The 21,356-nt window shown below is 61.0% G+C and carries 25 protein-coding genes, 2 tRNA genes and 1 pseudogene; 7 read left to right on the top strand and 21 right to left on the bottom strand.

Features of this window, described 5'->3' with window-relative positions; genetic code table 11:
• Nucleotides 1–469: 469 nt before the first annotated feature.
• The 3 genes from O9K64_RS18005 to O9K64_RS17995 form a co-directional block, all read right to left on the bottom strand.
• Nucleotides 470–1,600 (bottom strand): IS91 family transposase, encoded by a 1,131-nt coding sequence (locus tag O9K64_RS18005; protein ID WP_275099488.1) that lies wholly within the window; start codon nt 1,598–1,600, stop codon nt 470–472.
• Complete coding sequence (locus O9K64_RS18000) at nt 1,597–2,454, bottom strand: tyrosine-type recombinase/integrase (protein WP_275099487.1); 858 nt, start codon at nt 2,452–2,454, stop codon at nt 1,597–1,599. The genes O9K64_RS18005 and O9K64_RS18000 overlap by 4 nt, the downstream gene beginning before the upstream one ends.
• A 139-nt stretch (nt 2,455–2,593) precedes the next feature.
• Nucleotides 2,594–2,935, bottom strand: coding sequence for a winged helix-turn-helix transcriptional regulator (locus tag O9K64_RS17995; protein WP_275099486.1), 342 nt, complete (start codon nt 2,933–2,935; stop codon nt 2,594–2,596).
• Between the two features lie 110 nt (nt 2,936–3,045).
• Here O9K64_RS17995 and O9K64_RS17990 point away from each other — a divergent pair, with 110 nt between their 5' ends.
• On the top strand, nt 3,046–3,813 hold the full coding sequence (locus O9K64_RS17990; RefSeq protein ID WP_275099485.1) for an SDR family NAD(P)-dependent oxidoreductase: 768 nt from the start codon (nt 3,046–3,048) through the stop codon (nt 3,811–3,813).
• A gap of 374 nt (nt 3,814–4,187) precedes the next feature.
• Here the strand turns inward: O9K64_RS17990 and O9K64_RS17985 are convergent, their stop codons facing one another.
• Together O9K64_RS17985 and O9K64_RS17980 are read right to left on the bottom strand one after the other, a co-directional pair.
• Nucleotides 4,188–5,306, bottom strand: coding sequence for an IS91 family transposase (locus O9K64_RS17985; protein ID WP_275099493.1), 1,119 nt, complete (start codon nt 5,304–5,306; stop codon nt 4,188–4,190).
• A gap of 2 nt (nt 5,307–5,308) precedes the next feature.
• Nucleotides 5,309–5,497, bottom strand: a complete 189-nt coding sequence (locus tag O9K64_RS17980) for a tyrosine-type recombinase/integrase (protein ID WP_275099492.1) — start codon at nt 5,495–5,497, stop codon at nt 5,309–5,311.
• A 10-nt stretch (nt 5,498–5,507) separates the two neighbouring features.
• Between O9K64_RS17980 and O9K64_RS17975 the strand changes: the two are divergent.
• Nucleotides 5,508–5,666: pseudogene (locus O9K64_RS17975) on the top strand (tyrosine-type recombinase/integrase); the annotation flags it as partial.
• An 11-nt stretch (nt 5,667–5,677) separates the two neighbouring features.
• On the opposite strand, the gene O9K64_RS17970 reads toward O9K64_RS17975, so the two are convergent.
• The 5 genes from O9K64_RS17970 to mutY form a co-directional block, all read right to left on the bottom strand.
• Nucleotides 5,678–5,959: an antitoxin gene (locus tag O9K64_RS17970; RefSeq protein ID WP_275099484.1), complete on the bottom strand. Its 282-nt coding sequence runs from the start codon at nt 5,957–5,959 to the stop codon at nt 5,678–5,680.
• On the bottom strand, nt 5,952–6,233 hold the full coding sequence (locus O9K64_RS17965; RefSeq protein WP_275099483.1) for a BrnT family toxin: 282 nt from the start codon (nt 6,231–6,233) through the stop codon (nt 5,952–5,954). The genes O9K64_RS17970 and O9K64_RS17965 overlap by 8 nt, the downstream gene beginning before the upstream one ends.
• Nucleotides 6,234–6,338: 105 nt before the next feature.
• Nucleotides 6,339–6,414 (bottom strand) — tRNA-Phe (locus O9K64_RS17960).
• A 130-nt stretch (nt 6,415–6,544) separates the two neighbouring features.
• On the bottom strand, nt 6,545–6,805 hold the full coding sequence (locus O9K64_RS17955) for an oxidative damage protection protein (RefSeq protein WP_275099482.1): 261 nt from the start codon (nt 6,803–6,805) through the stop codon (nt 6,545–6,547).
• The gene (gene mutY / locus O9K64_RS17950) at nt 6,780–7,877 is read right to left on the bottom strand and encodes an A/G-specific adenine glycosylase (RefSeq protein ID WP_275099481.1); all 1,098 of its coding nucleotides are present in this window, start codon (nt 7,875–7,877) and stop codon (nt 6,780–6,782) included. Before mutY ends, O9K64_RS17955 begins: the two co-directional genes overlap by 26 nt.
• 95 nt (nt 7,878–7,972) lie before the next feature.
• Here mutY and O9K64_RS17945 point away from each other — a divergent pair, with 95 nt between their 5' ends.
• Entirely contained in the window at nt 7,973–8,956 is a 984-nt protein-coding gene (locus O9K64_RS17945; RefSeq protein ID WP_275099480.1) for a L,D-transpeptidase family protein, read from the top strand.
• A 536-nt stretch (nt 8,957–9,492) separates the two neighbouring features.
• On the opposite strand, the gene O9K64_RS17940 is transcribed toward O9K64_RS17945, so the two are convergent.
• The 4 genes from O9K64_RS17940 to O9K64_RS17925 form a co-directional block, all read right to left on the bottom strand.
• Complete coding sequence (locus O9K64_RS17940; protein ID WP_275099479.1) at nt 9,493–9,777, bottom strand: Lpp/OprI family alanine-zipper lipoprotein; 285 nt, start codon at nt 9,775–9,777, stop codon at nt 9,493–9,495.
• Nucleotides 9,778–9,920: 143 nt separating this feature from the next.
• Nucleotides 9,921–12,089, bottom strand: a complete 2,169-nt coding sequence (locus O9K64_RS17935) for an AsmA family protein (protein ID WP_275099478.1) — start codon at nt 12,087–12,089, stop codon at nt 9,921–9,923.
• Nucleotides 12,090–12,622: 533 nt separating this feature from the next.
• Nucleotides 12,623–12,934, bottom strand: coding sequence for a DUF2007 domain-containing protein (locus O9K64_RS17930; protein ID WP_275099477.1), 312 nt, complete (start codon nt 12,932–12,934; stop codon nt 12,623–12,625).
• Nucleotides 12,935–12,984: 50 nt separating this feature from the next.
• Nucleotides 12,985–13,058, bottom strand: a tRNA-Gly gene (locus O9K64_RS17925).
• A 250-nt stretch (nt 13,059–13,308) separates the two neighbouring features.
• On the opposite strand from O9K64_RS17925, the gene trmB reads away from it, so the two are divergent.
• From trmB to O9K64_RS17910, 3 genes are read left to right on the top strand one after another with little or no spacing between them, the layout of a single operon-like run.
• Nucleotides 13,309–14,007 (top strand): tRNA (guanosine(46)-N7)-methyltransferase TrmB, encoded by a 699-nt coding sequence (trmB, locus tag O9K64_RS17920; protein ID WP_275099476.1) that lies wholly within the window; start codon nt 13,309–13,311, stop codon nt 14,005–14,007.
• 5 nt (nt 14,008–14,012) lie between these two features.
• Nucleotides 14,013–14,612: an ABC transporter ATP-binding protein gene (locus O9K64_RS17915; RefSeq protein WP_275099475.1), complete on the top strand. Its 600-nt coding sequence runs from the start codon at nt 14,013–14,015 to the stop codon at nt 14,610–14,612.
• A complete protein-coding gene (locus O9K64_RS17910; RefSeq protein WP_275099474.1) occupies nt 14,612–15,409 on the top strand; it encodes an ABC transporter permease in 798 nt (265 codons plus the stop codon). Before O9K64_RS17915 ends, O9K64_RS17910 begins: the two co-directional genes overlap by 1 nt.
• A 192-nt stretch (nt 15,410–15,601) precedes the next feature.
• On the opposite strand, the gene O9K64_RS17905 is transcribed toward O9K64_RS17910, so the two are convergent.
• Complete coding sequence (locus tag O9K64_RS17905) at nt 15,602–15,820, bottom strand: RND transporter (RefSeq protein WP_275099473.1); 219 nt, start codon at nt 15,818–15,820, stop codon at nt 15,602–15,604.
• 119 nt (nt 15,821–15,939) lie between these two features.
• Nucleotides 15,940–16,437 carry an O-acetyl-ADP-ribose deacetylase gene (locus O9K64_RS17900; RefSeq protein ID WP_275099472.1) on the bottom strand — a complete coding sequence of 166 codons (498 nt, stop codon included), beginning with the start codon at nt 16,435–16,437 and terminating at the stop codon, nt 15,940–15,942.
• A 541-nt stretch (nt 16,438–16,978) separates the two neighbouring features.
• Here O9K64_RS17900 and O9K64_RS17895 point away from each other — a divergent pair.
• Nucleotides 16,979–17,323, top strand: a complete 345-nt coding sequence (locus O9K64_RS17895; RefSeq protein WP_275099471.1) for a DUF3301 domain-containing protein — start codon at nt 16,979–16,981, stop codon at nt 17,321–17,323.
• 8 nt (nt 17,324–17,331) lie between these two features.
• Here O9K64_RS17895 and O9K64_RS17890 read toward each other — a convergent pair whose 3' ends face one another.
• From O9K64_RS17890 to petA, 5 genes are all read right to left on the bottom strand, one after another.
• Nucleotides 17,332–17,721, bottom strand: coding sequence for a ClpXP protease specificity-enhancing factor (locus O9K64_RS17890; protein ID WP_275099491.1), 390 nt, complete (start codon nt 17,719–17,721; stop codon nt 17,332–17,334).
• Between the two features lie 18 nt (nt 17,722–17,739).
• A complete protein-coding gene (gene sspA, locus O9K64_RS17885) occupies nt 17,740–18,363 on the bottom strand; it encodes a stringent starvation protein SspA (protein WP_275099470.1) in 624 nt (207 codons plus the stop codon).
• A gap of 282 nt (nt 18,364–18,645) precedes the next feature.
• Nucleotides 18,646–19,383: a cytochrome c1 gene (locus O9K64_RS17880; RefSeq protein ID WP_275099490.1), complete on the bottom strand. Its 738-nt coding sequence runs from the start codon at nt 19,381–19,383 to the stop codon at nt 18,646–18,648.
• A gap of 11 nt (nt 19,384–19,394) precedes the next feature.
• A complete protein-coding gene (locus O9K64_RS17875) occupies nt 19,395–20,612 on the bottom strand; it encodes a cytochrome b (protein ID WP_275099469.1) in 1,218 nt (405 codons plus the stop codon).
• The gene (gene petA / locus O9K64_RS17870; RefSeq protein ID WP_275099468.1) at nt 20,612–21,196 is read right to left on the bottom strand and encodes a ubiquinol-cytochrome c reductase iron-sulfur subunit; all 585 of its coding nucleotides are present in this window, start codon (nt 21,194–21,196) and stop codon (nt 20,612–20,614) included. The genes O9K64_RS17875 and petA overlap by 1 nt, the downstream gene beginning before the upstream one ends.
• Nucleotides 21,197–21,356: the final 160 nt, after the last annotated feature.

Below are 21,356 nucleotides of genomic sequence, written 5' to 3'. Positions count from 1 at the left end.
GATTTTTATCTCCTCTTTGCACTCTTCTAAATATTTTCTGGGTATTCCACCGCACTTAGGGCAGGGCTCCCTTTGGCAATTTCTTTCTTCTATCAACATTACTCTACAAGTAACACATTCCGTTGCTTCATACATGGCGTATTGCTCCTAACATTTAAGCATTTATGCCGCGTGCCCTTCATGCGGCATAAATGCCTGTTGAACTGAGCCGCCCCGATAGGGTTGCCCAACTCTACTAATAAGAAATTGTTTTTTTACCGGCTGGCCGATTGATCGCTATTTTCGCTGGTCTTGCAGGAAGGGTATCCGTGTTGTGCATTTCGGCCCCGCTTCCTGAAGGCTATCGATCGTTCCGCTCAACGATTTTTCTTCATAATGCCTCATTTTCCAGCCCTTGGCCACTACCTGCCCGTCAGCCCCCTGGGGCCTGTTGTCTCCCCCCCTTCATCCCCGTGCAATGGTACCGGCGTCACCTACCGCCGGGCCGTTGGGCCGGCAGCTCACCCACAATCCGCAATCGGCCGATTCGACAGGCTGGGCAAGGCCAGGTCTCCATCTCCGGGCCGCTGGGGTGGAGTACCGTTTCCGGCTCTACCGGCGTCGCCTCGGCCTGGGCAATTGCCACCCGGATTTGCGCTAATCGCTTGGCCCGACAGCAGTTGGCCAGGTAGCCGAAGTGGCGAATCCGCATGAGTCCCTGAGGCAGCACGTGCAGCAGGAAGCGGCGGATGAACTCCATATGACTCAGGTGCATCACCTTCTGCCGGTCAGCGTCGCCATAGTCCTGATAACGGAAGCTGACCGTCTCCTCGTCCATCGCCAGGATGCGCTGGTTGCTGATCGCGGTGCGGTGGCTGTAGCGGGCCAGGTAGCGGATAACCTGATCGGTCGACGTCTCACAGGGTCGGCTGAACACCACCCACGCCTTGGCCATCAGGGCGTCCAGCCGCTCGCTCACGTCGGCCGCCGTAACCCGGGGCAGTTGGCCCGCGTCAAACAGGGCGCGCAGGCGACTGACCAGGCAACCCCGGAAGTGGCGCGACAGGGCCCTGACCGGGAACAGGTAAGTGCTTCTTGCTGCCTTCCAACTGCCCTGATCCGTCAGTACCCCACCGGGCACCAGACAGTGCAGGTGGACGTGTTGGGTCAGGGTCTGGCCCCAGGTGTGCAGGACGGCCGTCATCCCCAGTTGCCCACCCAATCGTTTGGGATCTGCCCCAAAGGTCTTGAGCGTCTGCCAGACGGCCGCGAACAGCGCCCGATACAGTACGTCCGGATGCAGTTGTACCCAGCCGTTGAGGCTGTCCGGCAGGGTGAATACCAGGTGGTAGTAGGTGGCGGGCAGCACCGCTTGTTGCTGGGTCTCGGCCCACTGCCGACTGGCGCGTTGCTGGCACAGGGGGCAGTGCCGGTCACGGCAGGCGAAGTACTGGGCCTGGTCATGGTCGCAACGGTCACACGCCAGTTGGTAGCCACCCAGGGCTTTGGTCCGGCATTGCAGGATATGTTCACAGACCCGGGCGCGGCGGGTATCCAGCCGATGGGTGGCGCAGTAATGCGGCAGGTGGGCGGCCAACACCTGCTGCAGCCCCCGGTTCATGAGCCGGCTCCCAGGTGGGCTATCAGGTCGCACTGCACCCGCTCGCGGCTGTTGTAGCGCGGCAGCCAGTGCAGATAACCGAGAGTGCTGTGGATATCCCGGTGGCCCATCAGGTGTTGCAGCCGGTTCACCGCCAGTCCCGCCTCCAGCAGGTGGGTGGCGTAGGCGTGGCGCAGGGCGTGAATGCCGCCGCGTTTGCTGATGCCGGCCTGTGCCTTGCAGCGTTTGTACACGCGCTGGATGGTGGCGGCATGCAGGTGCCGGTCCGAGAAGGGTTCGCTGCCGGGAAACAGCCAATCGGTCGGACGATACGTCCGCCAGTACCGGCGCAGCCGCTCCAGCAGTTGATCGGACAGGGTGACCAGCCGATCCTTGCGGCCCTTGCCCTGCTCCACTCGCAACAGGCGGCGTTCGCCGTCGATGTGGCGCACCTTGAGCGCGACCAGTTCGTTGACCCGCAGGCCGCAACCGTAGCAGGTCAGCAACATCATCCGGTGCTTGTCGTTGTGACAGGCGCGGATGATCGCCGCCACCTCCTTGCGGGTCAGCAGCTCCGGGATCTGCTGCGGTCGTTTGGGCAGCACAATGGGCACGTCGAAGTGCTCCCAGCCCAATACCTGGAGATAGAAAAAGCGGATGCCGTTGAGATAAAGCCGGCAACTGGCATTGGCCAGCTGGCGCTCCCGGACCAGGTGGGCGAAGTAGGCTTGCAGATCATCGGTGGTGAGTTGGTCGGGCGAACGGTGGGTGAAACGCGCCAGGTCGGTGACCGCACGCAGGTAGCACTCATGGGTACGCGGGGAAAAGCCATGCTGCTGCATGGCCTCGATCATCTGTTGACGTAACGGAGTCATCATCACTCTCCTGTGGCAAGACCGGGATTGGTCTCTGGAAAGTGTGGGGGATGACGGGAAAAGGGTGGTTTGGAGAGGCTACCGCGAAGCGGTTTAGTTCAACGCTGCAATCACGCGCATCGTCGCGTGCATTGCCTTGTTATATTTCACTTTCAATCTCGCTTTGTAGTTTTTCAAGCTCGTCAAGAATACGGATAAATTTGGTGCCGAATTCGGTTACTTTGTACTCAACACGGGGTGGCACCTCGTTGTAGGTAATACGTTCCAAAATACCAAATTTCGCATTCTTCCTTAGGCATTCGTTAAGCACCTTGGTGGTTAAGCCCTCAACGCTACGGACCATTGCCCCAGGCCGGTTGATTCCGTTTGCCAGAAGTTGATAAACAGTGAGTGACCACTTACAGCCGTATATGGTCTCAACCATCCGCGCACTTTTCTCAGGCGCTGATTTCCTCAGAAATATTTTTCCCTGTTCTTTCATCAACATGTACCAATAAGTACCTACCGCACCAAATTGTGCCTGATTTTCAATAGCCTACAGTTTCTCTAATCTATGTCCACACTTTACTATCTACCTGTGGAGGTAATCAGATGGAAAACACAACTAGTTCTTTGGCCTTGATTGTGGGTGGCTCCAGTGGAATGGGTTTAGCGACCGCAAGGCAGTTGCTCAACCGAGGCATTCATACGGTAATTATTGGCAGTTCATCCTCGAAACTGGAAGCTGCCAAGCATGATCTTGCAGGAATGGGACACATTGAAACACTCCAGGCAAACCTATACGAAGCCAACGACGTTCAGCGCATACTTGATTTTGTCGCAAATCACGACCGCCATATAAAATATTTTGTAAATGCGGCAGGCAAGTTCAAACCAACACCATTTCTTGAGCATGAAGGCAAGGACTACGATACCTACCTGGAGCTAAACCGTGCTGCATTCTTCATCTCACAGGCTGTGGCCAAGAATATGTCAGAAAATGGTGGCGGTTCCATTGTGCATGTTGGCTCAATGTGGGCAAAGCAAGCCATCAAAGCCACGCCCTCATCGGCGTATTCAATGGCTAAAGCCGGCTTACATGCGCTAACGCAGCATATGGCGATGGAATTGGCTGATAAGAATATCCGTGTAAACGCCGTTTCTCCTGCTGTGGTGAAGACCCCCATTTACGAATCCTTCATTGAACCGAGTGAAATCGATAAAACGCTTGCCACGTTTGATGAATTTCATCCAATTGGAAGGATCGGCACCTCCGAAGATGTTGCCAATGCGATCAGCTTCCTGCTCAGCAGTGATGCAAGCTGGGTGACAGGTGCCATTTGGGACGTGGATGGTGGCGTAATTGCTGGCCGAAACTAAAACCTTTCCGGGTGGCCGGGTAATATCTACTACCCGGCCTTGCTCTTGCAATATAACATTTAAGCATTTATGCCGCGTGCCCAGCATGCGGCATAAATGCCTGTTGAACTGAGCCGCACTCGATAGGGTTGCCCAACTCTATTAATAAGCATTTGTTTTTCTACCGGCTGCCCGGTGGTTCGCTATTTGGGGTGATAGCGCAGGAAGGTCTTCCGTATCACTGGTGTCGGCCCCGCTTCCTGAAGGCTATCGATCGTCTCGTACAACGATTTTTCTTCATAATGCCTCATTTTCCAGCCCTTGGCCACTACCTGCCCGTCAGACCCTGGGGCCTGTTGTCTCTCCCCCATTCTCCCCTTGCATCGGTGTCGGCGTCACCCACCGCCGGGGCGTCGGGGTGGCAGTTCCGCCACGACCCGCAGCCGACCGGTTCGGCAAGCCGGACAGGGCCAGGTTTCCACCTCCGGGCCGGAGGGGTGGAGTACCGTTTCCGGTTCGCTCGGTGTCGCCTCGGCCATCGCCGCCCGGATCTGCGCTAATCGCTTTTCCCGACAGCAGTTGGCCAGGTAACCAAAGTGGCGGATCCGCATCAGCCCCTTTGGCAATACATGCAGCAGGAAGCGGCGGATGAACTCCGTATGGCTCAGGTGCATCACCTTCTGCCGGTCACTGTCGCCATAGTCCTTGTAACGGAAGCTGACCGTCTCTTCATCCATCGCCAGGATCCGTTGGTTGCTGATGGCGGTGCGGTGGCTGTAACGGGCCAGGTAGTTCACCACCGACCGGGTGGCGTGCTCACAGGGCCGGCTGAACACCACCCACTCCTTGGCCATCAACGCATCCAGTCGCGCGCTCACGTCGGCGGCTGTCACCCGGCACAGTGCGCCAGCCTCAAACAGCTTGCGCAGGCGACCGACCAGGTGACCCCGGAAGTGGCGCGACAGGGCCCTGACCGGGAACAGGTAAGTGCTTCTCGCTGCCTTCCAGCTGCCCTGATCGGTGAGTACGCCACCCGGCACCAGGCAGTGCAGGTGGACATGTTGGGTCAAGGTCTGGCCCCAGGTGTGCAGCACCGCGGTCATCCCCAGCTGACCGCCCAACCGCTTCGGGTCTGCCGCAAAGGCCTTGAGCGTCTGCCAGACGGCAGCGAACAGCGCCCGATAGAACACGTCCGGGTGCAGTTGTACCCAGCCGTTGAGCGTATCCGGCAGGGTGAACACCAGGTGGTGGTAGGCGGCGGGCAGCACCGCCCGCTGTTGCCGCTCAGCCCATTGTTGGCTGGCCCGCTGCTGGCACAGGGGACAATGCCGGTCACGGCAGGCGAAGTACTGGGACTGGTCATGACCGCAGCGGTCACAGGTCAACTGGTAGCCGCCCAGCGCTTCGGTCCGGCACTGCTGGATATGCTCGCAGACCCGGGTCCGGCGGGCGTCCAGTCGATGGGTGGCACAGTAGTGCGGCAGGTGCGCCGCCAACACCTGCTGCAGCCCCAGGCTCACGTCGGCGCTCCCAGGCGGGCGATCAGATCACACTGCACCCGCTCGCGGCTATTGTAGCGCGGCAGCCAGTGCAGATAACCCAGGGTGCTGTGGATATCCCGATGGCCCATTAGGTGCTGGAGCCGGTTGACCGCCAGCCCCGCCTCCAGCAGATGGGTGGCGTAGGCGTGACGCTTATGCCGAATTCGGCATAAGAGACACTCCTTTGCAACCCATTTGCTGGAATCAGGCTCGGATATTCGGACGGTTCAGGAGCTGCTGGGGCATACCGATGTGACCACGACGATGATCTATACCCATGTGCTGGGGAAAGGTGGGGGTGGTGTAACAAGTCCGCTGGACCGGCTGGAGTAATCCCGGAGGAGCTATTTATTAGCCAATTTATCGATGAGTTGCCCATCGACAAACTTGTGCAGCACGCTTGAGACCAGAGTTTGATAGGGGATTCCCTCTTTCAGCGCCCGCACCTGAAGCGCCCGGAGGTCCCGCGACGACAGCCGGATATTTATCCGCGCATCCTTTTTGAAAGTCTCTTCCGCAACGATCCGGTGCTCCTCAATCTCCTTCTCGGCGTTTTTGACGCGCTTGAGCCTACCCGCCTCGAATGCTTCCAGGATCTCTTTCTCTTCCAATTTCAGTTTACTCATTTAAACCACCCACATATTGCTTCGTGGCCTTTCGGCTAGGGATGATGGTCTTCAGAAAAATCTCCTCCTCGCTTTCAACGAATGGGACGAGATAGGCGTAACACTCGACCAGCACAACCGAGACTTTTTGCCCGGGATATCGCCCTTGATTCGGGTGTTCGAAGATATCGACTTCATTTCCCAGCTGGATATTAAGAACTATTTCTTCGAAAGAGATACCTCGTTCCGCTTTGAGAAGATCATTTTTCTCTGAATTCCATGCGAAGGTTTTCATACCCAAAAGCTAGCACAACGTGTGCCTTTTGTCATCGATCCATCGGGACGTTACCGAAAGCTAAAACGCAAAACGGCCCGCATGAATGCGGGCCGTTTTATTGGATGGTGGCCAGGGACAGAATCGAACTGCCGACACGCGGATTTTCAATCCGCTGCTCTACCAACTGAGCTACCTAGCCTTGGCGAGGGCGTATTAAACCGATACCCGCCGTCTGAGTCAAGTGGGAATTGTATTAAGCCGCCGCCGGCAGACTTTTTCGCCCCCTTGTTGCTTTGGAGGACGACGGGGTCTGCCAGGCGACCTCCGGCTCAGGGGGTGAATTTGACCTGGGTGCCGCCATCTTCGAACAGGAACTTGACCATCTGCTCTTCGAGGAACACACGGGACTTGGGGTCGGCCAGGGAGAGCCGGTTCTCGTTGATCAGGATGGTCTGCTGCTGCTGCCACAACTGCCACGCCTCTTTGGAGATGTTGTCGAACACCCGCTGCCCCAGCTCGCCCGGGTAGGGCGGTCGTTCCAGGCCTTCGGCCATCTTGTTCAACTTAACGCATTCCACCATACGGCTCATCGGACCTCTCCTCTAAACGCTGTTTTAGTTCTTCAATCAGACGCGATACCGGTGCGGCCAGGCCGCGTGGGTCGGGTTCATTGGTGTTATACCAAACTCTACCGTCGCCATCCATGACGCATTCCGGCTGCCCGCCGATCCGAACCACTAGCGGGGTGATCAGCAGGTGGAAGTGACTGAAGGTGTGGCGCCGCTGCGGCCACCAGTCAATCGCCTGAGAAACCTCGCCGAAACGGGCGGCCAGCCCGGCCTCCGCCGCCGCCCGGTCGGTATATTCCGGCAATCCCCAGAGACCGCCCCAGATGCCACTTTGCGGACGCGCCTCCAGCAACAGCCGGCCGCGGCCATCATGGATCAGCAGCATCACCACTTTACGGCTGGGCAGTTGGGCACGCGGCTTGGCCTGCGGGTAGGCGCCGGGGTCGCCCTCGGCGCGCGCCCGGCATTGCCGCATCAGGGGACAGGCGTCGCACAGCGGGTTGGCGCGCCGGCAGAGGGTGGCGCCCAGATCCATCATTGCCTGGTTGTAGGCGCGGGTCCGGGTTGGCGGGGTGAGCCGCTCGGACAGGGACCAGAGCCGTTTCTGAACGTCCGCCTTGCCGGGCCAGCCGGGTACGGCAAAACAGCGCGCCAGGACCCGTTTCACATTGCCGTCCAGGATCGGCAAGGGCTGCTCCAGCGCCAGCGACAGGATGGCGCCCGCGGTGGAGCGGCCGATCCCCGGCAGCGCCATGAGTGACTCCAGGGTGGCGGGAAACCGGCCGGCCTGTTCATCCAGCACGGTCCGCGCCGCCCGGTGCAGATTGCGCGCCCGGGCGTAATAGCCGAGACCGGACCAGAGGTGCAACACCTCGTCCAGCTCCGCCTCGGCCAGTTGTCGTAGCCCGGGGAAACGCTGCATGAAGCGTGCATAGTAGGGAATGACAGTGGTCACCTGGGTCTGCTGCAGCATGATCTCGGAGACCCAGACCCGGTAGGGGGTGGGATCCTGCTGCCACGGCAGGTCCTGGCGCCCATGGCGGTGGTACCAGGTGATGATGCGCTCCGCAAACTGTCTTGGGTCCTGCCGCATGAACTTCCCTTGAATATAACCTGCCGACCGTTTCGCAGACGGCCCGGACGCTTTATGTCACAATAAGATCATGTTTAACAACCCAATAAATGACCGTGAAATCACTTCTGTCCGGATTTGTCTGCACCCTGTTCGCCCTTCTGCCCGGCATCGGCAACGCCCTGAGCTTTCCCCTGCCTGAAGCGGGCAACGATATCGTCGGCGAAGTCCGCCAGGTCCAGACCCGCTACGAGGACACCTTTTCCGACATTGCCCGGGCCAACGGCCTCGGCTATATGGAGATGGCCGAGAGCAATCCACAGGTGGACCCCTGGCTCCCCGGCGAGGGCACGACCGTGACCCTGCCCGGCCGCTTCATCCTGCCGCCCGGCCCGCGTGAAGGGATCGTGATCAACCTGGCCGAGTTGCGGCTCTATTATTTTCCCAAGGGGGAGAACCGGGTGGTCACCTATCCACTGGGGATCGGACGCGAGGGCTGGAGCACACCGACGGGCCAGGCCCGGGTCACGCGCAAACAGTACCGGCCGAGCTGGTACCCGCCGGAGTCGATCCGCCGGGAGCATGCCGAGAATGGCGATCCACTGCCGGCCGTGGTGAAACCGGGACCGGACAACCCCCTCGGCAGCCACGCCATCTACCTGAGCATGGCCGGTTATCTGCTGCATGGAACCAACAAGCCCTACGGTGTGGGGATGCGGGTCAGCCACGGCTGCATCCGCCTCTACCCCGAGGATATCACCGCCCTGTTTGAGCAGGTCGAAGCCAATACCCCGGTACGCATCATCGACGAGCCTTACAAGGCCGGCTGGGAAAACGGCCGCCTCTACGTGGAGGCGCATCCGCCCCTGAGCGAGCAGCGGGCCCGGGAAGGGATCAATTTCACGCCGCTGGTGAGGGCCGTTGTCGCTGCCCTGGGCCCGCGTGGGCCGAAACCGGACTGGGAGGCGCTGAAACAGGCCGCCCTGGGGCAGCGCGGCATCCCGGTACCGGTCACTGCGGCGCCGATGCCTGCATCGGCACCGGCGTATCAATCGACGGCACCGCAGGCGAACGCGTTGTCGCTCTCCACTGCCGAGTAGCTTTTCCGGGTTCACTGCAGGGATTCTCGGCGCCCACGGGGCGGCCTGTGTCCGCTTGGGATGCGGGCCAAAAAAAGGGCTATGTCCGAATGGCACTTACTTAAGGCGAATCGCAGGATTTTCGTCATCCCGGCGCAGGCCGGACAAAAGCGCGAAGCGCGTTGAACGACTGAAAGTCGGCCCGAAGGGTGAGCGAGGCGAATAATCCAGGAATACCGCCACCATTAAGCAGTCTGGATCCCGGCCTGCGCCGGAATGACGGTGATTCTTGAATTAAGTAAGTGCCATTCGGCTCTATCCGAGTTAGTTGTTGGTGTTGATCAAGCTTGGTGAATCACCCCGATAGGGGCGCCCCTGGCGCGAAGGTTTTCGCGGCAAAGCGACGCACAAGGAAGTGCTAATGCCGCGGGAGGCAGGATGCCGGAAGCGGCCACTCCGACAAAAGCACGGTCTCTCATGCAACGCCTAACTGGTACATAGCCAAAAAAAGGCCCGGTGGCTTTCGCCAACGGGCCTTTCAGTAGTGCGGGCAAGATTTATTTTGCCATCGATTTCTGCATGATGCGGTCACATTTCTCCGCACACTCATCGGCGGCGGCCTGTGCGGCATTGGCGGCATTCATCGCGGCATCCGCCTTACGGTCAGCATCACCTGCAGTCTGGCTGGCGCTTTGGGCGGCAGAAAGTGCTGCGGCGGCATCATCCTGAGCCTTGGTGATATCCGCCTGCATCTGATTCATCTGTTCGGTACTGGCACAGCCTGTCACCAAACCCAGAGTAAGCGCCATCGCGGCCAGCTTCTTAAGGGTGCTCTTGGTCATCGTCATCTCCTAGAATTATCTTGTTTTTACCACGCAGTTCCCGCCAGGCGCTGACCCAGCAGTATCCCTGGCGACATGATAGGGGATCGCTGCCCCGTTCTCAAATGAATTCAGCGGCAAACGTCACACTACGGCACTAAAAATCAGTTAAAAAGCCCCTTTAGGCGGTCTTTCAGCTTGTCCTCCAGTTTTTCTCTGGTCTCCTGCTTCTTCTCCTCAAGGCGCTGTTTCAGCTCGGCCTCCTTCTCTTCGAGCTTGGCCTTCTGCGAGGCGGTCACCACTTGGGCCCAGTCGATGGTGTAATCGGGCGAGGCGTAGGGACCGGTCAGCTTGACCGGGATCGGTACCCCTTTCAGCTGTTCAAGCCCGGCGCCCCCCTGTCCCGCGGCGGTGCTGACGATCACCGGCTTGATCAGGTAATCGAGGGTTTCCGTGACCAGGTTGACCTGGCCGGCGCCGGTCACGCGGAGAAATGGCGACTTGGCCAGCAGATCCTGGTTGTCCAGCACCCCCTGCTTGATCACCGCCGTGCCCCCCAGCTCGGAAAAATCGGTCTGCGGCGGCGCGCTATCGGCCGGCAGTTTTTCTCCCTTCAACTTGGCCTGACCCTCGCGCAGCAGCTGCGCCAGATTGACCCCCTTGACCGCGCCGTCCTCGAAGCGAAAGCTGAGATCCCCGTTGAGTGCGCGCTTGAAGGCATTGATGCTGTTGCCGCTGGTGCGCAGTTTGGTCTGGAAGCTGCCTCTGCCGTCAAACTTGTCCTTGGCGATCAGGTCCTGCAGCAGGGGGCCGGCCTGGATATTCGTGGCCTGTTCCGCTATCTGCACGACCGGGGTCTTGCCGGCCACGTTCAGGTTGACCAGCCCGTCCAGGCTGCCCTGATAGAATGCGCCGATCTTCTGTTGCACATCGATCTTGCCCTGACTGGCCTTGACGGTGACCTGTATCTCCCGGGCGGTCAGTTTGCGGATGATCATCTGGCCGATCTTGAGCGTGCCGTTGAGATTGAGCCCGCGCAACAGCTCAACGGGCAGCAACGGCTCGTCACCACCCGCCTGCGTCGCCGCCGGTGCGGTGCCAGTGGAACCAGCGGTGGGGGTGGCGGGTGCCGCGGGCGCAGGCGCGGCGGTCTCCTCCCGCACCGGCGGCAGATAGCGGTCCAGGTCGATGCTGTCCACATCCAGATCAAATCCGATCGCGCCGCCCTGCAGGCTGGCATTGCCGTTGATCTTGCTATCGTCCAGCACGATGGCGAGTTTGTTCAATCGGGTCACATCATCCTGGGACGCCAGTTCAATAGCGGCGCCAAAGCGGGTCAACACCTGGGGATCGGCGGTCTCGGGCACGACCATGCCCTGCCCGCCGAGCCATTCGCGCAGATTCAGCTCCGCCAGATTCAGGGTGCCGCTGAAGGCCGGCTGGGCCGCCAGGTTGCTACCCTGCAGATTGCCGGTCAGTTTCAGCTCATCGGCGGTGATGGAGAGGCCATCCACCGCGAGCGACTGGCCATCCAGCGCCACGCCGACATCCGCCACCAGGCTGGCACTCATGGTCTCTTTCTGGAACAGCGGGCTGGTGGCATCCACCTGCAGCTCGAGCCCCTTGATGTGCAACATCCTGGCCGCCTCGTCCAGGGTGACCTCACCCTCCAGCTTGATTTCGGCGTTCAGCTCCGGCTCCCGGCTCTGCAACTGCGCCCCAAGTTCCAGGCTCACCGGGCTGCCCGGGCGGATGGCGCCGCTCTTGAGGAAGAACCGGTCCACCGTATACTGCTGGCCGGCACTCTGGTCGTCCCAGCGGATGCGGGCATCACTGATATCCACGCCGCCGATCATAAAGCCTTCCAGCCCTCGCCCCGCACCCGCCGCGGGCTTGCCCTCAGCCGGAGCACCCTCAGCCGGGGCGCCCTCCTTGATCAGGTCATCCCAGTTGCTGACGCCCTCTTTCGACTTGGCGAGATTCAACGCCAAACCGTCCAGCCCCACCGTATCCACCTCCAGCCGGCGACTCAGCAGCGGCATCAGTTTCACCCGGATCGCCGCGCTCTTGACCACCGCAAACGGCTGTTCGCCAAAGCCCGGGGCGTTGCTCAACTCAAGCCCGCCGATCTCGATCCCCAGCCAGGGGAAGACCGAGAGCTTGAGGTCGCCGGCTATGGTCAGATCCCGTCCGGTCTGCCCCTTGACCTGGGTGACGATCTCATCCTTGTAGTCATTGGGATCAATGACCATCGGCAGGATGATGACTGCCGCCACGATCAGCAGCAGAAGCACCAACACCAGACCACCCAGTATTTTGAATAACTTACCCATCACAAACTCCGTGTTATTGTCGTTTTCTTATTTCCACCCTGCCGCTCGCCGGATTGGATCGCGGAGGTCAGAGCAGAATGGCACTTACTTAAGCCAAGAACCACCGTCATCCCGGCGCAGGCCGGGATCCAGACTGCTAAATGGTACCGGTATTCCTGGATTATTCGCTTCGCTCACCCTTCGGGTCGACTTTCAGTCGTTCAACGCGCTTCGCGCTTCTGTCCGGCCTGCGCCGGAATGACGAAAATCTTGCAATTCGCCTTAAGTTAAGTGCCATTCGGGTCAGAGCACCACTAATCATGAACCATAATTGGCCCCGGTGCCACCCGCGGAACGGCGGGGAAATGCCGTCTCGGATCGGCATATAGGAGCACGCCGCGCCGATTCAGTTTTGTAGGGTGGATAAGCGACAGCGCATCCACCGTAGTCGCGTAGGGTGGGCACGTAGTCTGTGCCCACCTTTTTGCCCCGTGCCGCACCTCCTACAGTATGTAGATTGGGGTTAACGGATAGGGGGGACCGATTCAGCGCGGTTATGGGTCACGCGGCGTGGAGCAGTTCCAGCAGAGATCGAAGGCGGCCTCCACCAGTTCGCCGCAGCGACTGCAGCGCCAGGGTAAACGCTCCGCTTCCGGTTCGCTGAGATAGCGATCGATCAATTGCCGGGCCAGCACGTAATCCTCCTCCTCAACCACCCAGAGCACCGGAAACTGCAGCGCCGACAGCTCACCCGCCGCACCGCTCAGGTAGTCGCCCAGAATGACGGTATTGATGTGATGGGTCGCCAGGGCGTCGTGCAACATCTGGGCTTGCAGACGATCCCGGCACTCGTAGAGTTGCTTCATGACTTGATTATGCAGGCAATAGGATTATGTCGGAAACGGGGGGAGGAAATTGGAGCGGGTGAAGGGAATCGAACCCTCGTATGCAGCTTGGGAAGCTGCCGTTCTACCATTGAACTACACCCGCTGTGCGCAGCAGATTCTATGCGCTGTCGGGGGTTGGGTGCAAGCACCGCGACAGACCCGCCACGGTTTTCACCGCTCGCCCCGCCCCGCCCCGCCCCGGCGAATCCCATCACCCGTGCGGCCGGTTTGGTGTAGAATCCGCCTGAAAACCGGCTTGTTGTCGTAGCGGATCGGCGTGACGTCGAAATCCACGGCCACGAGAGCGGAACCAAGCCGACCCCGGCCCACTGCTTATTGACCACACCCTCATCATGCCTGAACAGGAAAAACCGCTCCGTCCGATCCGCAGCTTCGTGTTGCGCCAGGGCCGCCTCACCGGCGGCCAGCAACGGGCCTTCGATACCCTCTGGCCCCGTTTCGGCATCGACTACGACGGCCGGCCAATCGATTTTCACCAGCTGTTCGGCAATGACCACCCGGTGTTCCTGGAGATCGGTTTCGGCAATGGCGCATCCCTGGCCGCCATGGCCGAGGCGCACCCGGAGCAAAACTATCTCGGCATCGAGGTGCATGGACCCGGGGTGGGCCATCTGCTGATCCAGATCGAGGCGCGGGGTCTGCGGAATGTGCGCATCCTCCGCCATGACGCCATCGAGGTGCTGAAGCAGTGCATCCCGAGCGCCACGCTGCAGGGGCTGTTTCTGTTCTTTCCGGATCCCTGGCACAAGAAGCGGCACCACAAGCGGCGCATCCTCAACCCGGCCTTCGTCGCCGAACTGGGCCGGGTGATCCGCCCGGGCGGCTTTTTCCATGCCGCCACCGACTGGGAGGATTATGCGCGGCAGATGCTGGAGGTGCTCTCCGCGGCCGACACCCTGTTTGAGAACAGTGCCGGACCGGGCCACTACACCCCCCGCCCCGATTACCGCCCACTGACCAAGTTCGAACAGCGCGGCCAGCGGCTGGGCCACGGTGTCTGGGATCTGATCTTTATCCGGCGGCAGGTGTAGCAGGGATGGGCCGGTTGATTCTGCGGCAGTTTCAGGGCGCCGATCTGGAGCCGGTCGATCTCACCATCGAGGCGGGCGAGTGTGTCACCCTCACCGGCAGCTCCGGTAGCGGCAAGACCCGTCTGCTGCGCGCCATTGCCGATCTCGATCCCCACGGCGGCGCGGCCCTGGTCGACCGCCAGGCGGTCGACCAGACGCCGCCGCCCGAGTGGCGCCGGCGGGTCGGCCTGCTGCCGGCGGAGAGCCACTGGTGGCAGGACCGGGTGGGTGACCACTTCAACGGTTCGGCCAACGAACTCCTGACCGAACTGGGGCTGAACGCGGCCTGCCTGGAGTGGCAGGTGGCGCGTCTCTCCAGCGGCGAGCGCCAGCGCCTCGCCCTGGCGCGGCTGCTGGATCGCCAGCCGGCAGTGTTGCTGCTGGACGAGCCGACCGCCAATCTGGACCCGGAAAACAGCGCCCGGGTGGAGGCGCTGGTGCAGGATTATGCGCAACAGCACGGCGCCGCCGTGCTCTGGGTCAGTCACGACCCGCGCCAGCGCCGCCGGGTGGGGCAACGCCACCTGGTGATCCGCGAGCGGCGGATCGAGACGGCGAGCGCCTGATGGAACTGATCCAACTCAGCGCCTATGACCTGTCGATCCCGGCCCTGCTGGTGCTGGCGCTGTCGGCCCTCTCCTGGCGGCTGCGCCTGGGGGTGGAGCGGCAGCTGCTGATCGCCGCCCTGCGCAGCATCCTGCAACTGCTGCTGCTCGGCCTGGTGCTCAACACCCTGTTCAGTCAGCGCGCGCCGCTGCCGATCCTGGCCCTGGCCCTGTTCATGCTGACGGTGGCCGGTTACGAGGTAATGGCGCGCCAGAAACGCCGCTTCCGCGGGCTCTGGGGCATCGGCATCGGCACCCTCTCCATGTTCATCTCCTCCTTCAGCATCACCCTGCTGGCGGTGCATCTGGTGGTGCGGGTCGATCCCTGGTACACCCCCCAGTACCTGATCCCGCTACTCGGCATGCTGCTGGGCAATACCATGTCGGGCATGGCCATCGCCCTGGACAACCTGACCCGGGACGCCTGGCAGCAGCGCGGCATGATCGAGGCGCAGCTGATGCTCGGGGAGAACTGGGACCGGGCGATCGGCGAGATTCGCCGCAACGCCCTGCGTTCCGGCCTGATCCCGATCATCAACGCCATGGCGGCGGCCGGGGTGGTCAGCCTGCCCGGCATGATGACCGGCCAGATCCTCTCCGGCAGCCCGCCGCTGGAGGCGGCCAAGTATCAGATCATGATCCTGCTGCTGATCGCGGTGGGCACCGGTCTCGGCGCCATCGTGGCGGTGTGGATCGGTTCAAGACGACTGTTCGACCAGCGCCAGCGGCTGCGCCTGGAACGGCTCACCGGCGCATAGGCGTGGGGTGCGCGGGATCGGCCCGACGATTGGGCCATGCGGATAGGAACTCGGCCAAAATCGCGGCGGGGCGCCGCTCCTACAGGTGCGGTTCTCCCCGGCCGGTGGTCCTCCTGTAGGAGGTCCGTCCCGGGCCGAATTTGCGACAAGCCGCCGAGCCCATCAGTTGGCGAGTTATATCGGCTGTCGCGGTCAGGCGACCCGGCGCATGCGCCGCAGCTTCAACAGCAGCACCACGAAGGGCGCGCCGTGCAGCAGCAGATCGAACATATCCAGGGGACGCACCAGGCGGCCATCGGCCAGCATCTTCAGCTTCTCCCAGAGATGCGGCTCCGGGGTAAACGGGGCCAGCCCAAGCAGCAGGCAGGCGAGCACGATCAGCGGCAGGGGAAACTCATCCAGCCAGGCCATTTTCAACTCCCCCGGTTGCCAAATACATGCTGATTGCCCTTTTGATCTGTTATTGGGGCGGATACCCCCGACTGTTCCGGTAACGTTTCGCACCATGGATACGGCACCCACGGGGCGCCCTATGTCCCATCGACCAGCGAGCGATAGAGTAGCGCATCCGCCTCGCTGTAGCAGCAGGCGATCAACTCATCGAATCCCTCGGCCGCCGCCATCTCCTGCAGGGCGATCGCCGCCGCCTGCCGTTTCGGATAGCCATAGACACCGGTGCTGATTGCGGGAAAGGCCACCCGCCGCAACCCCTTCTCCCGGGCCAGCGCCAGGCTGTTGCGATAACAGGCGCGCAGTAGCTCCGGCTCGCCCCGGTCGCCGCCGCGCCAGACCGGCCCGACGGTGTGGATAATCCAGTCGGCCGGCAACCTGAAGCCCGGGGTGATGCGCGCCTCGCCGGTCGGACAACCGCCCAGGTTGCGGCAATGGGCCAGCAGCTCCGGCCCCGCCGCCCGGTGGATGGCCCCGTCCACCCCGCCGCCGCCGAGCAAACTGGAATTGGCCGCGTTGACGATGGCATCCACGGCCAGCCGGGTGATATCGTCCTGTATGATACTGATGTGGTTCATCTCAATCGTTCTCCGCCTGTTCCGAGGGGTCGGAGTCAAAGCGATTGGTAGCCGAACAGTCAAATTCCGCGCATCCGCTCGGTTTGACTCCGACCCCTTGCCCGCCTCAGGCGACACCTTGCCCGCCTTACGGGACATGACCGATCTCTCGCAAAGCACGCCAGGAATGACCCGTGGTTTTCTTTGCGTGCTTGGTGTCTTCGCGAGAGATAAACGAAAAAACCTTGTAACAACTCACCCGGTCTGTAAGTGATTGGCCTGCCTTGTTGGCCGATCTTGGTGGCGTCTCGAATCCGATCCCTTTTTCAGGGCGATGGGTGAAGCGCCCCCATGAACTCTCCGCCGGCTCCTACTCCGGCACGCAACCCATCGTGCACCTGCATCCGTATCCGAAGATGGGTTACGGCGCGCCCAACCGCCACGAACAGCCGTCAACAAGGGTGCCGCGCCTCCACCCATCCTGCACCCTATGCCAAAGAGTTCATGGGATGTGCTGCAATCCATGGGGTCACTACCCCGTTTATTCTGTACCATAGCCCCCATGACCACTCTTGTCCCACTGCTGCTGCTTGGCCTGCTGATCTGGTTCTGGCTGGACAGCGCCCGCGCCCGCGAGATCGCCACCGGCATCTGCCAGGCGGCCTGTGAACAGCGGAATCTGCAGTTTCTCGACCAGACGGTGGCCCTGAGGCGCATCGGGCTGCGCTGGACCGATCGGGGCATCCGCATCAGGCGGCTGTATCAGTTCGATTATAGCGAGGAGGGGGTCGGCCGCCGCGACGGCCATCTGATACTGCTCGGCATCCAGTTGGAGGAGTTCAGTCTGGGACTGCCCGGCCAGGGGGACAATGTGGTGCCGTTTCGCCACAAGCCACCCGATCTCTGACCCTACTCCTACTTGACCACCTTCAGGCTCGGCCGGTCACGCGGTGGCTTGGGATCGTCATCCGGCGGGGTGCCGTCGTCATCGCCCGGGGTATCATCCGGAAACAGCATACCGCGCCCGTTCTCACGGGCATAGACCCCCAGCACCGCATCCGGTGGCACCACCACGTCCATCGGCGTACCGCCGAAGCGGGCGTTGAAGGTGATGTAGTCATTACCAAGCACCAGGCCGCGCACCGCACTGGGGGTTACGTTGAGCACGATCCGCCCCTCCTCGACAAACTGCCGGGGTACGATCACATCGCGTTTTTCCGCATCCACCAGCAGGTGAGGCGTGAGATCGTTATCCACCAGCCACTCATAGAGCGCACGGATCAGATAGGGACGGTTGGAAGTCAGCATGGCAACAGGCGGTGATCAGTCCCGCATCTCCCGCTCGGCCTCGGAGAGACTCTCCCGGAACGATTCGCGCTCGAACAGGCGCGCGGCGTAATCCAGCACCGGCTTGCCCTGGGGCGGCAGTTCGATGCCGAGCAACGGCAGACGCCACAGCAGCGGCGCGATCGAGCAGTCCACCAGGGAGAAGTCATCGCTCATGAAATAGGGTTTGTGGGTAAAGATGGGGGCGGCGGCGATCAGGCTCTCGCGCAGCTCCTTGCGGGCCTTGGCGGCGCCCTTGCCGCCGGCCAGGATCTCCTCCATCTGGGTGTACCAGTCCTTGCTCACGCGGTGCATATAGAGCCGCGAACTGGCGCGTGAGACCGGGTCCACCGGCAACAGCGGTGGATGGGGGAAGCGCTCATCCAGATACTCCATGATGATGCGCGACTCGAACAGGGTCAGATCCCGGTCCACCAGCGTGGGGAGGGTGCCGTAAGGATTCAGGTCCATGATGTCTTCGGATATTTTCAGCGGATCGACGTCCTTGATCTCAACGGTGATATTCTTCTCAGCCAACACCAGACGCACGCGATGACTGTAGGGGCTGCTCGGATCCGAGTACATGGTCATCACAGATCTCTTGTTCGCAACAACGGCCATACAAACCACTCCAGGATAGTATCAGGGACGAGGAGTCTGCCGGACTTAACACTGATCTACTGCGGAAAAGCTGGATTGGCCACATTTCCCGATCTTTCTCGTTAAATAGGCCCACTATCCGCCTCGAAAGATCGAAAAATCTGTCTCAATCCAGCTCTCCCTCGCTATGATCGGTCAAGCCCGGCAGACTCCTGGCAATAAAAAATTCCGCTGCCCTAAAGCAACGGGGGCGTACAGTATACATTAAACTGTACGCCCCCGGGTGACCGGATATGTAGACGATCAGTGGACGTCTTTCCAGTACTCTTTCTTCAGCAGGTAGGAGAGCACGAAGAACACCGCCAGGAACAGCAGCACCCAGACGCCGATGCGTTTGCGCTCCAGCTGAACCGGCTCGGCCACGTAGCTGAGGAAGGCGGTCAGGTCACGCATGGCACCGTCGAACTCCTCCGGACTCATCTTGCCCTGGCCGGCGGCACCCTCGACCGGTACCAGCTCCTTGACCACCTGTTGGCCATCCACCTCTTCAAACACGGCCTTCTGCATGCCCTGCAGTTCCCACAGCACATGCGGCATGCCGACATCCGGGAAGACCACGTTGTTGACGCCGAAGGGCCTGGCCTCATCAACGTAGAAGCCGCGCAGGTAGGTGTAGATGTAGTCGACACCCCGGGCGCGGGCGATCAGGCTCAGATCCGGCGGCGCGACGCCGAACCAGGCCTCGGCATTGGCCGGGCTCATGGCGATGTTCATGGTCTCACCGATCTTGTCGGTGGTAAACATCAGGTTCTCCTTCACCTCGTCCTCGGTCAGGCCCAGGTCACGCGCCAGGCGGTTGTAGCGCTGGAACTTGGCCGAGTGGCAGCTCAGGCAGTAGTTGACGAAGTACTTGGCGCCGCGCTGCAGCGATGCCTGGTCGGAGACATCGATATCGGCGTCATCCAGATGCGCACCGCCACCGGCAGCCAGACCGAGCAGGGGTGCCAAGGCTAATAAAAATGCGGCTATCAGCTTGTTCATTGGCAGCTTTTTCATTTGGTCACCCTCTCAGGAACAGGCTTGGTCTTATCCATCTTGCTGTAGAACGGCATCAACAGGAAGAAGGCGAAGTAGAGCACAGTAGAGATCTGCGCCAGCAGGGTCAGGATAGGGGTGGCCGGCTGCGTACCCAGCCAGCCCAGCAGGATGAACACCACCACGAAGATGGCGATGGCACCCTTTACGATCGCGCCCTTGTAGCGGATCGACTTGACCGGGCTGCGATCCAGCCAGGGCAGGAAGAAGAGCACCACGATGGCCGCGCCCATGGCCACCACGCCCGGGAAGGCCGAGCCGGCGATGGATGGCACCGCGCGCAGTATGGCGTAGAACGGGGTGAAGTACCAGACCGGGGCGATGTGCACCGGGGTTTTCAGCGGGTCCGCCGGGTCGAAGTTGGGGGGCTCCAGGAAGTAGCCGCCCATCTCCGGGGCGAAGAAGACCGCCGCCGCGAACAGGAACAGGAACCCGGCCACGCCGACGGTATCCTTGACCGAGTAGTAGGGGTGGAACGGAATGCCGTCCTTCGGGATGCCGTTCTCGCCCTTGTTCTTCTTGATCTCGATACCGTCCGGGTTGTTGGAACCCACCTTGTGCAGCGCCACGATATGGATGAACACCACGGCGGCGAGCAGGAACGGCAACAGGAAGTGCAGGGCGAAGAAGCGGTTCAGGGTGGCATCGGAGATGACATAGTCACCACGGATCCAGACCCCCAGTTCCGGGCCGATCACCGGCACCGCCGAGAACAGGTTGATGATCACCTGCGCGCCCCAGTAGGACATCTGGCCCCAGGGCAACAGGTAACCCATGAAGGCGGTGGCCATCATCAGCACATAGAGCACCACGCCGATGATCCACAGCAGTTCGCGCGGCGCCCGGTAGGAGCCGTAGATCAGGCCGCGGAACATGTGCAGATAGATAACGATGAAGAAGGCCGAGGCTCCGGTGGAGTGCAGGTAGCGGATCAGCCAGCCCCACTCCACATCGCGCATGATGTATTCGACCGAGCCGAATGCCTGCATGGCATCCGGCTTGTAGCTCATGGCCAGCCAGACACCGGTGAGGATCTGGTTTACCAGCACCAGCATCGCCAGCGAGCCGAAGAAATACCAGAAGTTGAAGTTTTTCGGCGCATAGTATTCCGCCAGGTGCTCATTCCACACCTTGGTGGCCGGGAAGCGCTCGTCGATCCAGCTCATTAAACTCATCAGGCGGCTCCTCCGTCTTCACCCACCAGTAACCGGGTATCCGTCAGATAGTAATAGGGGGGTATCACCAGGTTTGTCGGGGCCGGCACGCCGCTGTAGACGCGGCCAGCCAGATCGAAACGGGAACCGTGGCAGGGGCAGAAGAAGCCACCCACCCAATCCGCGCCCAGATCGTGCGGCGCCACCTCGGGACGGTAGGTCGGCGAACAACCCAGGTGGGTGCAGATACCCACGGCCACCAGATACTTTTCCTTGCGCGAGCGATAGGGGTTCTGGCAGTAAGCCGGCTGTTGCGGCTGCTCTGAATCAGGGTCGAGCAGGACCTCAACCAGGCCCTCCATATCCTTGAGATTCTTCTCCGTGCGATGGACCACCCAGACCGGTTTGCCGCGCCATTTGACGCGCATCATCTGGCCCGGCTCAAGCTTGCCGATGTCGGCTTCAACCGGTGCACCCGCTGCCTTGGCCTTTTCACTTGGATTCCAAGACTTCAGAAAAGGTACTGCGACAAAGCCGGCGCCCACGGCACCGACCACACTGGTTGCGGCAGTAAGAAACCGCCGCTTTTTTAGATCCACACTCATTAGTTAAGACTCCCGGAGTAGGCCGGACGCTGAAAATCCCGGCCGAATCTTATGCAGGATTGGCTCAGGAAAATCAGTATATGCTGATATTTACCCCAAAATAGACGGCGCATTCTCTTACATGCGACGCCCGAGGTCAAGAATGACCTGACCCGTATCG

It is taken from the genome of Sedimenticola hydrogenitrophicus (genome assembly GCF_029017505.1).
Classification (GTDB): domain Bacteria; phylum Pseudomonadota; class Gammaproteobacteria; order Chromatiales; family Chromatiaceae; genus Sedimenticola; species Sedimenticola hydrogenitrophicus_A.
The sequence above is the reverse complement of the archived record's forward strand: the minus strand, read 5'-3'. Positions and strand labels throughout refer to the sequence as shown.

What these genes read in the sequence shown, in the direction of transcription:
- O9K64_RS17970 (WP_275099484.1), bottom strand. Translation starts at nt 5,959, where the DNA reads ATGAGTAAACTGAAATTGGAAGAGAAAGAGATCCTGGAAGCATTCGAG.
- O9K64_RS17930 (WP_275099477.1), bottom strand. Translation starts at nt 12,934, where the DNA reads ATGAAGCAACTCTACGAGTGCCGGGATCGTCTGCAAGCCCAGATGTTG.
- O9K64_RS17895 (WP_275099471.1), top strand. Translation starts at nt 16,979, where the DNA reads ATGACCACTCTTGTCCCACTGCTGCTGCTTGGCCTGCTGATCTGGTTC.
- O9K64_RS17935 (WP_275099478.1), bottom strand. Translation starts at nt 12,089, where the DNA reads ATGGGTAAGTTATTCAAAATACTGGGTGGTCTGGTGTTGGTGCTTCTG.
- O9K64_RS18005 (WP_275099488.1), bottom strand. Translation starts at nt 1,600, where the DNA reads ATGAACCGGGGGCTGCAGCAGGTGTTGGCCGCCCACCTGCCGCATTAC.
- O9K64_RS17990 (WP_275099485.1), top strand. Translation starts at nt 3,046, where the DNA reads ATGGAAAACACAACTAGTTCTTTGGCCTTGATTGTGGGTGGCTCCAGT.
- petA (WP_275099468.1), bottom strand. Translation starts at nt 21,196, where the DNA reads ATGAGTGTGGATCTAAAAAAGCGGCGGTTTCTTACTGCCGCAACCAGT.
- O9K64_RS17900 (WP_275099472.1), bottom strand. Translation starts at nt 16,437, where the DNA reads ATGAACCACATCAGTATCATACAGGACGATATCACCCGGCTGGCCGTG.
- O9K64_RS17965 (WP_275099483.1), bottom strand. Translation starts at nt 6,233, where the DNA reads ATGAAAACCTTCGCATGGAATTCAGAGAAAAATGATCTTCTCAAAGCG.
- trmB (WP_275099476.1), top strand. Translation starts at nt 13,309, where the DNA reads ATGCCTGAACAGGAAAAACCGCTCCGTCCGATCCGCAGCTTCGTGTTG.
- O9K64_RS17955 (WP_275099482.1), bottom strand. Translation starts at nt 6,805, where the DNA reads ATGAGCCGTATGGTGGAATGCGTTAAGTTGAACAAGATGGCCGAAGGC.
- O9K64_RS17875 (WP_275099469.1), bottom strand. Translation starts at nt 20,612, where the DNA reads ATGAGTTTAATGAGCTGGATCGACGAGCGCTTCCCGGCCACCAAGGTG.
- O9K64_RS17910 (WP_275099474.1), top strand. Translation starts at nt 14,612, where the DNA reads ATGGAACTGATCCAACTCAGCGCCTATGACCTGTCGATCCCGGCCCTG.
- sspA (WP_275099470.1), bottom strand. Translation starts at nt 18,363, where the DNA reads ATGGCCGTTGTTGCGAACAAGAGATCTGTGATGACCATGTACTCGGAT.
- O9K64_RS18000 (WP_275099487.1), bottom strand. Translation starts at nt 2,454, where the DNA reads ATGACTCCGTTACGTCAACAGATGATCGAGGCCATGCAGCAGCATGGC.
- O9K64_RS17940 (WP_275099479.1), bottom strand. Translation starts at nt 9,777, where the DNA reads ATGACCAAGAGCACCCTTAAGAAGCTGGCCGCGATGGCGCTTACTCTG.
- O9K64_RS17915 (WP_275099475.1), top strand. Translation starts at nt 14,013, where the DNA reads ATGGGCCGGTTGATTCTGCGGCAGTTTCAGGGCGCCGATCTGGAGCCG.
- O9K64_RS17905 (WP_275099473.1), bottom strand. Translation starts at nt 15,820, where the DNA reads ATGGCCTGGCTGGATGAGTTTCCCCTGCCGCTGATCGTGCTCGCCTGC.
- O9K64_RS17995 (WP_275099486.1), bottom strand. Translation starts at nt 2,935, where the DNA reads ATGAAAGAACAGGGAAAAATATTTCTGAGGAAATCAGCGCCTGAGAAA.
- mutY (WP_275099481.1), bottom strand. Translation starts at nt 7,877, where the DNA reads ATGCGGCAGGACCCAAGACAGTTTGCGGAGCGCATCATCACCTGGTAC.
- O9K64_RS17880 (WP_275099490.1), bottom strand. Translation starts at nt 19,383, where the DNA reads ATGAACAAGCTGATAGCCGCATTTTTATTAGCCTTGGCACCCCTGCTC.